Here is a 12,256-nt window from a genome sequence, read left to right as displayed (position 1 = left end):
CGCACCGTGCAAACCTCCCCTCCCCCCGTCGCGACCCTGACCGATCTCGTGCGCTGGCGCACCGAGCAGCACCCGGAGGCCTACGCCTATACCTTCCTCCCGGACGGCGACACCGAAGAGCAGAACTGGACCTATGCCGAGCTGGACCGTCAGTCGCGCGCCGTCGCCGCTCAGCTCCAGGAGCACAAGATCGGCGATGACCGGGCCCTGCTCCTCTACCCACCTGGACTGGAGTACCTCGGCGCCTTCTACGGGTGCCTCTACGCGGGCGTGATCGCCGTGCCCGCCTACCCTCCGCAGTACTTCCAGTCCATCTCGCGCATCCTCTCGATCATCCAGGATGCGCGGCCTCGCTTCGCGCTGACGACCGCCGCCATCCTGGAGACGGTGAAGGCCATCGAGGGCGAGTATCCCCAGCTGCGCGACATCCACTGGATCGCCACGGACGCGCTGCCGGCGAAGATCGAAGAGCAATGGAAGGCGCCGGCCCTGACCGGGGACAGCCTGGCCTTCCTCCAATACACCTCAGGCTCCACCTCGACACCCAAGGGCGTCATGGTGTTGCACCGCAACCTGATCGACAACCAGAAGATGATCCAGCGCGGCATGGGCCTGAGCCAGAGGTCGACCTCCGTCGGCTGGTTGCCGCTCTACCATGACATGGGGCTCATCGGGATCGTGATGCATTCGCTCTACACGGGCTCGCGCGCGGTGCTGATGTCTCCGTGGTCCTTCCTCCAGAAGCCGATGCGCTGGCTGAAGGCCATCAGCCGCTATCGCGCCGAGCTGAGCGGTGGTCCCAACTTCTCCTACGCACTCTGCGTGCGCAAACTGAAGCCCGAGCATCTCGAGGGCATGGACCTGAGCTCGTGGAAGATCGCCTTCAACGGAGCGGAGCCCGTCCGCTCCGATACCCTGGAACTCTTCGCCAAGACGTTCGCCCCGGCCGGCTTCCGGCGCGAGTCGCTCTACCCCTGCTATGGGCTGGCGGAGGCAACCCTCTTCGTCACGGGAGTGCCCTCCGGGGAGTACCGCACGGTCACCGTCGATGCGGGCGCGCTGGAGCGCAACCGCGCCGTACAGGTCTCACCGGATGCCCCCAACTCCCGGACGCTCGTCAGCTGCGGACAGAGCTGGGGCAACTCGACGCTCCGCATCGCCGATCCCGAGAAGTTCACCGCCTGCGCTCCGGGAGAGGTGGGGGAGATCTGGGTGGCAGGCCCCCATGTCACCCAGGGCTACTGGGGTCGGCCCGAGACCGACGCACAGACCTTCAGTGCCCGCATCCAGGGCAGTGACGAGGGTCCCTTCCTGCGCACGGGTGATCTGGGGTTCATCCTCGACGGGAGGCTGTACGTCACCGGTCGAATCAAGGACCTGATCATCGTCGACGGTCGCAATCACTATCCGCACGACATCGAGCAAACGGTCGAGGGGCTCAACGAGGCGTTCCGGGCGGGTGGCTGCGCGGCGTTCTCGGTCGATCGTAACAATGAGGAGAAGCTGGTGGTGCTAGCGGAGATCGATCGACGGTACGCCGCCCTGGGCAGCGGGGACGCCACCCACGTGCTCGATGCACAGCAGGCCATCCGGAAGATCCGTCAGGGCGTCGCCGCTGCCCACTCCGTGGAGGTCCACGACGTCGTCCTGCTGCAAGCGGGAGAGATCCTCAAGACCTCGAGCGGCAAGATCCAGCGTCGGGCTTGCCGCGCGAAGTACCTCGAAGGGTCCTTCCAGCTCTGGCCAGGCTGACCCTCGTGGGGCCTCCCCCGGCAGTCGGGGAGGCCCCACCCTGGCTCGACTCACCGAACCCCAAAAAGCCAGCGGCCGGAACCCATTGAAGGATTCCGGCCGCTGAACTTCATTCTGGAGCGGGAAAAGGGATTTGAACCCTGCCCGAGGGGATGGAAAAACCTGAAGCAGGACGCGCCGTTACCCACCATCCCCTTGATTTTCCTCGGATTCTTCATCCCTTCCCATCCCCCCCTGTCCCACCTGGTTCCGCCTGATTCCGCACCGGAGGGGCACATACGGGGCACATGAGCGCGCCCCACGGCACAGCGTCTACCGCTCCTCGGTTCGCCCCCATAACCGGGCGACCCTCATGCTCGTGGATCAGCTAGGTCCAGGAGTCTGAGACCGGCCCCGACATTGAGTTCCTCGTGTTCGATTCGAAGCAGTGGCAATGGACCGGCATCGACCTTTACTCCCTGGCGCCCGAGGGACAGGCTCGCCTCCACCTAGCCCCGAGGCCTGATGATGCCCGATCCTATCCCCTCTCGCTGGCCTATCCTCCGCGCTCAAACGGTGAGCCGGTGGACGCGCGCATCCTCCAGATTCGAGGAAACTTCCTGCAGCCCAGGAACATAGTCGACCTGGATCAGCCCCTAGTGCCGCTGGGCTGTGTGCCCCTTTCCGACGGGAACGGCCTGCGGTTCCTCTGGCCGGTGTTCGCGCTCATGTGCTGAGACGTTCGGAGCTTTGCTATACCCGAGCCATCGCCCCCTGGAACACGGGGAGGCCCGGGAGGGACGGTGACGGTTCCAGACGCAAAGCTCCAGCCGGACATTCTTCCAATCGCGGAAGGTTGGGAGCAGGCAAAGCACGTCCTCAAGCACCTGTACCGCCGCGAGGAGCGCTGGGACTTGGTGGTGCCCAAGTTGCCTTCCGGCCTTCGGAAGCGCGCCCTGGATGCCGGATGCACGCTCATCGACCGCGTGCAGGAGGGCTCCGACGAGCGTGAAACGCTGTGTGACACGTGCCAGAAGCTCGTGCAGGCCGACCACGACGCCTACTACGGCCCGGCCTACATGCAATCGGTCCGGACGGCCCCTCTGTACAAGCGCGTGGGCGTGCTGAAGGACGACGCCCAGTTACAGGCGTTGGTAGGGGACAACGCCGTCTTCGTCGTCGCTACCCGTGCCTCCGCAGGCCGCTCGGCTCAGGTCATCTCGGCCTACCGGATAGCCCCACCGGGACGGCCAGAGCAGTGGCAGCCCGCTCAATTCCTTCGCAAGGCCATCGACCGGTTCAAGGACAAGACGTCGCTCGCCAAGAAAGCGGGTTCCCCATGAGCCCGCTGAATCCATGGGTCGCCTCGGCGCTGGAACAACTGGCCGAGCTCGAACAGGAGTCCACGCAAGGGCCGCTGGATCCGGATACCGCCCTCCGGGTGCTCGTGCTCCGCGCGCGGCTGGCCCAGGCCCGGGCCGCTGGAATCGCCTTTGATCTTCCGGAGAGCCTGGAGGCGTTGGCCACGAAGGTGGCGCCCACGGCCACCCAGCCCGAGCCTTTGCTCTACATGCCTCAGCTGAAGGCTCAGCTCGCCAGCACTGACACCCCGTTCGGTGAGCTGCTTGATGTGCTGCTCGAGTTCGACGATGCCGCCACCGTGGATGACTTGCAGGGCCGCGCCGGCCAGGCGCGTGCGTTGATGTTCCAGGTGAGCAATGCCGTGTGGAGAGCCCCCGCGCGCGTCGCGGAACTCCGGGAGATGGCTGAGAACCGGCTCGCGACCTTGCCGGACGAGGCGAGCAGCCGGCTCCTCTGGGAGACCATCGAGCGTGCCGCGAGACGCGCTGCGGGGAATCGGGAGGCCAAGCCTCGCCCGCCGAAGAGCCTCCGCCAGGATGTCTCCTCGGCGCCGCTGCTCACCGCGCTCCATCGTGCCGCAGCGTCGGATCTGGGCACGGCCTCGCGCGAGCCGTTCAGCGGCGGGGCGGTGGAGATCTACGCGGAGGACGGGGACATCCTCATCCTGGTGGAGCTGCCGCCGGGCCTCCAGGCTGTCGGCGCGATCGAGCTTCAGCTGTCCGCGCAGGATCGGACGATCACCTGGGAGCTGCCCATCTCGCACCACTCGAAGCGGGCCATCATCGCGCGCCTGGGCAAGGCCGAGCACCTCCGGGAGCGGCTGCGGCGTGAGGGGCTGAACCTGCCTCTGGAAGAGGCACGGTGGCAGGTCACCGTGAAGATGGAGGAGTCCGGGGAATGATCCCGGCAGAGGAGCGGGCGTGGGCCCGCGAGGTGCTGCTGGGCAGGGGCTGTCCTCCGAGATCTCCTCCGCAGAGGAGCATGCTCGCCCGGGCCCTCCCGAGCGCAGCCGAGGCCTTGCGGTGCGTGGAGGCCGAACGCCTGGAGGAGGCACGGCGAGCCCTGCGGCAGCTCTGGCTGGGACTGGAGCTGGACGAAATCGAGAAGGACGCATTCGGGACCGCCGAACTCGGAGCGGGCTGCTTCGAAGCCGCCGAGATCCTCGGCTTCGAGCTTCCTCCACGCGCCCTGCCGCCCAGGTTCCACTTCCTGGAAGAACGTCCCCTGGAGCTCAAGGCCCATCGCCTGCGGTTGGCGGTTCCCCATGTGTTGGCGCCTCTGGTGAACGACGCTCCCGCTCGGGTGTTCTACACGGAGCAGCCCGGCGCACCGGAGAGCCTCGGCGAGGAGATCCAGCTCACCGCGGCGCTGGTGGAGCGCTTCCTCGGGGTGAAGGCTCCGCGCTGGGCGCTGGATCGCGGCGCGGACGGACGCTCGAAGATGGCGGCGCTCTTCGTCAGGGCCCTGCTCGACCAACAGCCGGAGGTTGCCCCCCGGCTCAAGCCCGGCCGTGAATCTAGGAACGAGCCACGGGTCCTGGGCTTCACCGGGGAACTCGACGCAGAGGGACTGGCCCTCCGTGTGGATGGCATCGAGGACAAGGTCCGCAGCTTCTTTCAGAACCACCCCGTGGGTACGCTCTTCGTGCCCGCCTCACAGTGGCAAGAAGCACGCCAAGTGCTCGACCGGACCGACAAGAAGCACGCAACCCATTCGATCTGGGGCCGCGAGTATGAGCAGCGCATCCAGCCATTCCGGAGCGTGTTGGATCTGCTGATCCGGCTCGGCATGGTGACCCCCTCGGTCCCTGAGACGCGGCTCTTCTCGGCACTCGCGGAGGCCTCACGGCGGGTGCCTTGCTGGAACGGCGAGGTCCTCGATGTCTCGAAGACCTTGGCCCTGCCCCTGGAGCAACAACCTCACTCGGACGACAGCTCGCTCACTGAGGACGATCTGCTCGAAGAGGTGTTCCAGAGCTGGCTGTCCGGGAACACGCGGCCCGCCTTCCTCGAAGGGGGACCCGGCAGCGGCAAGTCCATCGAGCTGCGACGGCTGAGCGGCCGCCTCCTCCACGAACACCTGTTGCTGGGTCCTGCGCTCCGGATCGAGGCACGCCGCCTCGTCGACCAGGGTTTCTCCCTGGAGCGGGCCCTGCGCATCGCCGTTTCTCCCAAGCTCACGGAGGCGGAGTGCAGGAGGCTCGTGGAGCTGGCACAGTCCCCCGCGCTCGCGGGCAGCGTCTGGTTGTTCGTGGATGGACTCGATGAGGTCTCCCAGGAGAACCGGGAGCAGATCCGTGTTCTGACGGCGGACTGGCCGGGTCCCTCGCTCATTGGCGCCCGTCCGCTGCCCACGGAGGTGACCCCAGGCCTCCACTTCCGCATTGCGCCGCTGTCTCCCGACCAAGCCCAGTCGCTCTTCGAGTCCCTGGGCAAAGCAGGTCACTGGGCGGCTTTGACGGAGCTGAAGGAGGAGAGCACCGCCCGGACACGCCCCAGCGATCGCCGCAAGGAGCTGGTCGCCGATCTCTGCTCGACGCCGCTGGGAGTCTCGCTGCTGGCACAGCTGGAAGAGGCGGACCTCGGAGATCGCCTGGATGTACCGACGGTCTTCCGCAAGAGCATCCACGCCCTCATCCGACGCGCTCAAGAGACAAAGCGCATCACGCCAGAAACCCGGTTGACTTTCCTGCGTGAAGGGATGGGAGTCCTGGGCGCCGCGGCCTGGGCCATGCTTCGCCGAGGCGAGGCCATGATCCGCCAGGAAGACCTCGCAGCCATGAAAGGCTCTACCCCGGTGCTCACGGCGGTTCACCAGGTGCTGGAGAACAGCGACCTCGTGCAGCAAGTGGCCCCGGAGCGCTACCAGTTCTCCCACAAGAGCCTCGCGGAGTTCTGCGCTGCCCTTCACCTCGTGGATCAGCCCGACGCCGAGGCCGAGCTGCTGAGGCTGATCGGAGAGCCCAGCGCCGAGGCGATCTCCCAGCACTTCGCCGCTCTCCTCCCTTCGCGCGAACGGCTGACAGCCTTCATCCGAAACCTGGGAGCCCCCTCCCACCGCCCCTTCTCGTCGCTCGCGCTGGCCACGCGGCTGCTGGTCCCCAATGGTCCGGAGCGCATCGAGCCCCCCGTGGCCCTTGAGGTGCTGCGCAAGCGTCTCCAGTTCGCGAGCCACGGCAATCGGCTGCTGCATCACTATGACTCCGGGCTGCCAGGAGGCCTCGAGGATGCGGGGGAGCTGTGGCTCGCGCTCAGCCGTTGGGCGCCTGCCCTGCGTCCTCATGCTGGGACGTTGATTGCCGCATGCCCTCCCAAGGTGGGCGAGTTCCTGAAGTCAGGGCCTCTGCCTGCGCGGCCGCCACGGTCAGCCTCCCCCACGTTCTCCGAGGATCGCTCACCAGAAGAGTTCGCCGAGCGGCTCGCGATTACCCTCGAGCTGGAGCTGCCCCTGGACGTGGTCCTCCGGTTCTCGCGGGCGGAAGAATACCTCCTCGGGCGGAAGCCGGGCCCCTGGGTGACCGAGCTGGATAGGTTGATCGACACGCTGGAGGCAGGCGCCGCTTCCAATGCCGCCAAGGTCTGGGCGCAGCGGGCTCCGGCCTCCCGGCTGCTCGAACGGCTGGACCTGCTGTCACGCTTCCCGCCCGCCACGGTGAAACCCCTCCTGGAGGCTGTCGTCCGGAGCGGCAGCCCCGAGCAGAAGCGCGAGGCCCTCATGCGCGCCGCCCTGAACATCCTGGAGCTGGGCGAGTACGACGATAGCGACTGGCAGGCTCTGGTTCGATTCCAAGGCCTGACCCAGGGAGTGCCTTCCGAGGTGTGGCTCCGGCAATGGGACCTGCTCTGGGCCTGCAACCTGCTGGGCGACATTGTCGATTACGACAAGGACCTCGAGCCGCTCTACGCGGAGTTCACGGAGGACTCCTGTGGCCCGGCTCGCTGGCGGGCGATCGTTGCCCACACGCATCTTCACGGCGCTGTCCCAGAGGAGGTCCTGAGGACCGCGCTCCAGGATGACTTCCGGCCGCTCCGCATCGAGGCCATGGCCCGGCTCGTGGCGCAGGAGCTTCCCATCGGAATTGCCGAGGTCCTGCCGTCGCTCGTGTCGCTGGTTCCGGACGAGCGCTGGGTGGCGTTCGCTTCCGCGACCCAGGTGAAGGCGTTGCCGCTCGAGCTGCTGTTGGCGGTGCTCGAGCACGCCCCTCCGCCTCCCCATCGAAAGGACGATGACAGCCCCAAATGGCTCCCCACGCAGCATCCCTGGGAGGAGTCGGCTGGAAACCACACCTTACGTGCGCATCAGACTCTGGCTGGGGAAGTGGCGCGGCGTGTGACCGAGTCCCAGTCCTTCAAGTCCTTCGCGGAGATGCTCGAGGGGCCCTACTCTCAGGTCGTGGAGGAGCTCTTCCCCACGAGGGATGCGAAGGCCCCCTTCTTCGCGGAGCTGCTGGCGAACGGCAGCCCTCCCCAGCGCCGGTTCGCGGCCAAAACCCTCTGCTCTGACCGAGAGGCCGAGCTTCTCACGCCGTATCTGCAGGATGCGGACCCCGAGGTCGCCCGCGCGGCTCACCAGGCCCTCGCGGAGGCACAGCGAATCCTTGCGCGGCGCCAGGAGCGCGAGAACTCCACGCCTTTGGAGCGGAGCCGCCCGAAGCCGTGGGACCTCCCCGCGTTCGACATTCAAACGCTCCCACGCTTCGAGTCCTTCGAGACACTCTGGAGCACGATGGCGAAGTCCCGGCTGCCCTATGATCTCGGGGCATCCCTCCAGGACGTTGCGGAAGTGCCCACCTCGGCGCTCGTGTGGGAGCGGGAGCGAAGGTTCAAGCGCCCCGAAGAACCTTCACGGGCCTCCATCCTCGAACACCTGCTGCGGCTCTATCAGCCTCAGCATCAACCGCTGGTGCTCGCGGGGTTGGAAGACTCCGAGCTGGCCCCCTTCGCGGCAGCGGTGCTGCGCCAGCACCCGCCTGTCGACGAGATGCTCGCGCGCATTCGCCAGGGAGGATCCCTCCTCGAGCGCGCGGTGGATGTCCTGAGGGGCACACCTCACGCCTCCGAGGCCGCGAAGCTCCTGCGAGCGGAGGCGCTGACAGGCCGGCTAAAACCCGAGCTGAATTCCCCCAGCCTCTTCCAAGAGCACCTGGAGGACTTGGATCAGAACCGCATGAACCGGTGGCTGTGCCACCAACTCGAGCGCCTCGACGGCGTCGCGGGGCTCCTGCCCTGGCTGGAGCCCACCACACCCCAGGAGCTTCGAAGCAAGGTCCTCGAGGACCTCCGGTGGAAGATGCTCCGGCGAGAGCTGGAGCATCCGGGCTCAAACCGCTCGCTGTTGCTCTCCTGGGCACGGCAGGCCTCGGGGCCATCCTCGGAGAGAGAAGTCCGGGAGATTGGCCTCTGGATCCTGTCCATCGTAGGCGAGGCGGAGGATGCACTGCGCTGGAAGCAAGCTCCAGACCTCCACGCGCTCTCCCCTTGGAGTCTGGCCTCCGTCATCTGGCTGGTCAGCCGCTTCAGCACCGCCTCGGATCTGCCCTGGTTCCGTCCCTTCCTGACGCACTCGCCCGAAGCGAAGAGCGAGGCAGCCCTGGTGTTGGCTCGTCTCGGTGGAGAGGGTGTGGTCGAAGAGTTGGTGGATCTGTTGGAGACCCATCCCGCCAATTTCCGGCACCACATCTCCTGGGCGCATCACTTCACCTGGAAGCAGGCCGCCGCTGAGGTCATCGTGCGGTTCGGAGATGGCGAGCAGGCCAAGCGCGCGGCGCGGGCCCTGACGGATGATCCTGAAGTGTGGGAGCTCGCCCAGCGCCACCAGAGGCTCCCGGAGCATGTGCTCTTCATCGCCGCCGAGCTATGGAGGCAGGACCCCACGTCTGACAACGACCGCGAATACGACCGTGCCGAGAGGGTGCTGAAGGGCATGCTCCAGAAGGTGGACGCGAAAGCCGCTCATCGCGTCATGCTCGAAGCGTCGATGTGGGGAGATCCGTTCGAAAGCACCTTCGAGGATCATGTGACGCCAGAGCCCGGAGACCTGGACCTGCTGCTCGCGACACTTCGCCAGGAGCCAGGCAATGCCCTCGCCCTTCACTGGCTGATGTCCCTCCCCCATTCCGAAGAACTCCTGGATTGCCTCTGGCGCGAGGTGAACGCCCCCTGGTGGCCGGCCCCCCCAAACTCCAGGCGCGAAACTCCGGCCATTTCTGCTTCCCCAAACGGGGGCAGAGCCGAAGCCGAAAGAGGCGGGCACAGCGCTTGAGGCAGCGGCCAAGGCGGAACTTCAGAAGGAGCGGGTGGCGCGAGTGGAGTGGGCGGGGCAACTGCGCCGGACGTTCGCGTCGACCACATCTGGAGGCAGTAGGCGAGTGCTGGCGTACATGGCAGTGCCATCATCGGCCAGTCCCCTGCCCTCCCACGATTCAGCCCTTAACCCTGGGTATAAGCCCTTGGAGGAGTTCCTCCTCTGTGACGTTCGGATGACTACGACGGCCACCCGCTGGAGATGTCCGTCGTAAAGGCCCGAGCGCCGATTCATCTAGAAGCCCCACCCCACTCAACCCCTGCGCCCCTGGCGCGCATCACGCGCGCCACACGGGCTCCACGTCCTTCGTGCGCGCGCCGCATGGAGGACACCGTGAAGAAGATCATCCACACCGTCCGGAACTGCTGCCTGTTCCGGCCAATGACGTTCGAGGAGGCCAAGCGCCTTTGCATGGCCCTCAGCAAGCCGCTGGTCCAAGAGAACACGCGCGCCATGAATGCGCCCCTGGACCATGACGATGACCGCGCGGTTGCCCTGCACTTGGTCCGGATGACTAAGCGCACCAGGCGACTCCGCCTGAACCGATCCAGCCTGCTCCTGCACTTCCGTCTACTCGTGGGCAAGAAGAAGGAACAGGAGGACATCATCGCGGGCTGCTTCGATGCGAACTTCGAGCTGCTGTTCAAGACCCGCCAAGACGATGAGCAGCCTCCGCCCGTTGGCTAGCGCAGGCATCCGAAAACCGGGAGCGGCGATGGGTATCAGCTCTAGAGCCCGGGAATTCTTCCTGGGCTCCACCAGGAGTCCCACATGCCCTTTCTCCCCATCATCACCAACAACCTCGGCAAGATCGCCGCCACCATGACCGCTGGAGCCCTCGGCTACGCCAGCCGCAAGACAATTGGCCGCTGGCTGGCCGGCGACGACGAGCCGTCGGAGACGCAGGAGTCCATGCGCCAGAAGGCGCAGGAAGTGCGGCAGCTCCAGGGCCAGATGACGCTGGCCGAGCTCGACCGGAAGCACTCGGAGCTGCTCGAGAAGCTCACCCAGGCGAACACTGCGGCAATGGGTGAGATGCGCTCGCTGACGAAGGACGTGAAGACCGAGGTGGCAGACCTGCGCAAGGGCCTTCAGGGCCAGCTCGACACTCAGCGCGCCGAGACAATGCGGCTGGGCAAGGAGCTGCGCGAGATGAAGGAGCGGCAAGAGAAGATGGACGCGAGCATCCGCAGTACCGCCCCCGGCACCGGCGAGCAGCAGCCGACTCGCAGAAAGACGGGCAACGGCGCCACCGGGCTAATGAAGCCGAGCATGGGTGACGAGGCCAGGACCAGTTCGAGCAGGGCCTCGGCTCGATCGTCGCGCACCATGTGACTCGTGCCCGGGTGGCGAGGGGGGAAGTCCTCCTCGTCACCTCGGGTTCTTCTTTTTGGCTCCGATGAGGCATGAGGGAGCGAACCCGTATCCGTCGGCACACGACCTATCCTCACCACTGCGATGGCCCTCGGGAGCGAGTCATCAGCCCCTTACGGAATGAGACCTCTGTCGTCTCATGGCCTTCCCATCGTGGTGGGTCCTATGCTACCCGTAGGTTCCTATCTCACCGGAGGTCCGCGCATGATCCGCGTCTTCGAGTCGTGTGGCTTCGAATACCTAGTGCTACGCCCCATCAAGTACGGCCGTGATGGAGCTCCTGTGCTTCTGGCGGCGCGCAGGGAGTATCTCGGGACGGACACGACGACCGTCGAGCTGAGACCGCTTCACGTGACGCACGAGACCGCCGTGCAGGTGAGAGCCCGGCTGTCGGAGGAGTTGCAGCTCAGCAAGTTCCTGAGTCACCGCAACATCGGCAAAGTGCTCGGCTACGCGGTTGAAGAGAATCAACCCTTCCTCGTTTTGGAGCACGTGCCTGGATGCTCTCTGGAAACGGTCCTCGATGCCTCTGCTCTCGTGAAGCGCAAGGTGTCCGTCGGTTTCGCTGTCACCGTTGCCCTGGCCGTTGCCAATGCGCTGGGCCACGCCCATCAGTGTCTCGGTGAGAAGGAGCATCCCCTCCATATCGTTCATCGAGCCGTGTCGCCTGCGAACATTCAGATCAGTCAACGTGGCCAGGTCAAGCTCGTGAACTTTGGGTCGGCCTACTCCGAGTTGATTGGACGGTATCGGACGCCCACCGGGCTTCTCAGGGGGGACGCCGCATACATTGCGCCCGAAGTTCTACGCGAGTTCCAGACGCCAAGGAATCGCCGCCGTGCCGCAGCCAGGACTCCACCCGACAAGAGGGCCGACATCTTCTCATTGGGCCTGGTTCTCCTGGGGGAGATCACCGGCTGGCACCCTCTCGACCCTCCGGATTCCCTGGAGGATGAGGCTTCGGCCTTCGTGCTCCCAGGCACTCGCGTCGAGACTGAACCCGCTATCCCTCTTGAGGTCCTGACAGCCCGCCTCCTGAATTTTGGCTCCGAGGACGTGAACCGGGCCACGAAGAGGCTCGCCCAACGGCTGCGTCGGATCATTGCGAAAGCTCTCCAAGTTGATCCCTCTGAGCGCTACCAGAGCACCCTCGACATGGCTGACGATCTCCGCGGCTACATGCGCGACTCCTGGCCCAAGTATCACGAGGGGGAGCTGGCAGCAGAGATGGCGGCGCTCATCCGTGCGGCGAGAAAGCTCGATGAGCATGTCGCTTATGGCGTAACAGAGCCCGGTATCCTTTCAACGCCTGTGGATGTGCCTTGGAACATCCCATGAGGCGTTTCCAAACGAGGCAGCGATTCGCCACCGAACTGGGCGCAGCCGCACGCGACGCCCGGCGCCAGAGGGGCCTCACCCAAGCCGAAGTAGCGGCTCGGATTGGGATCGCGATGGAGGTGTATGGGAGGATCGAGCGTGGCGTGCT

At 65.9% G+C, this 12,256-nt stretch carries 7 protein-coding genes and 1 pseudogene; all 8 read left to right on the top strand.

Annotation, left to right across the window (positions count from 1 at the left end):
• Positions 1 to 6: 6 nt before the first annotated feature.
• Entirely contained in the window at positions 7 to 1,752 is a 1,746-nt protein-coding gene (locus tag SYV04_RS24020; RefSeq protein ID WP_321548201.1) for a fatty acyl-AMP ligase, read from the top strand.
• Positions 1,753 to 2,534: 782 nt separating this feature from the next.
• Positions 2,535 to 3,074 (top strand): hypothetical protein, encoded by a 540-nt coding sequence (locus SYV04_RS24015; protein ID WP_321548200.1) that lies wholly within the window; start codon positions 2,535 to 2,537, stop codon positions 3,072 to 3,074.
• The gene (locus tag SYV04_RS24010) at positions 3,071 to 3,994 is read left to right on the top strand and encodes a hypothetical protein (RefSeq protein ID WP_321548199.1); all 924 of its coding nucleotides are present in this window, start codon (positions 3,071 to 3,073) and stop codon (positions 3,992 to 3,994) included. Before SYV04_RS24015 ends, SYV04_RS24010 begins: the two co-directional genes overlap by 4 nt.
• The gene (locus SYV04_RS24005) at positions 3,991 to 9,354 is read left to right on the top strand and encodes an NACHT domain-containing protein (protein ID WP_321548198.1); all 5,364 of its coding nucleotides are present in this window, start codon (positions 3,991 to 3,993) and stop codon (positions 9,352 to 9,354) included. Before SYV04_RS24010 ends, SYV04_RS24005 begins: the two co-directional genes overlap by 4 nt.
• A 375-nt stretch (positions 9,355 to 9,729) precedes the next feature.
• Entirely contained in the window at positions 9,730 to 10,083 is a 354-nt protein-coding gene (locus tag SYV04_RS24000; protein WP_321548197.1) for a hypothetical protein, read from the top strand.
• Between the two features lie 84 nt (positions 10,084 to 10,167).
• Positions 10,168 to 10,731, top strand: a complete 564-nt coding sequence (locus SYV04_RS23995) for a ribosome-binding protein (protein ID WP_321548196.1) — start codon at positions 10,168 to 10,170, stop codon at positions 10,729 to 10,731.
• A gap of 243 nt (positions 10,732 to 10,974) precedes the next feature.
• The gene (locus SYV04_RS23990; protein ID WP_321548195.1) at positions 10,975 to 12,108 is read left to right on the top strand and encodes a serine/threonine-protein kinase; all 1,134 of its coding nucleotides are present in this window, start codon (positions 10,975 to 10,977) and stop codon (positions 12,106 to 12,108) included.
• A pseudogene (locus SYV04_RS23985) lies at positions 12,105 to 12,254 on the top strand (helix-turn-helix domain-containing protein); the annotation flags it as partial. The gene SYV04_RS23990 and the pseudogene SYV04_RS23985, both read left to right, overlap by 4 nt.
• Positions 12,255 to 12,256: the final 2 nt, after the last annotated feature.

Origin of the sequence: Hyalangium ruber (assembly GCF_034259325.1) — a bacterium.
GTDB classification, from domain to species: domain Bacteria; phylum Myxococcota; class Myxococcia; order Myxococcales; family Myxococcaceae; genus Hyalangium_A; species Hyalangium_A rubrum.
The sequence above is the reverse complement of the archived record's forward strand: the minus strand, read 5'-3'. Positions and strand labels throughout refer to the sequence as shown.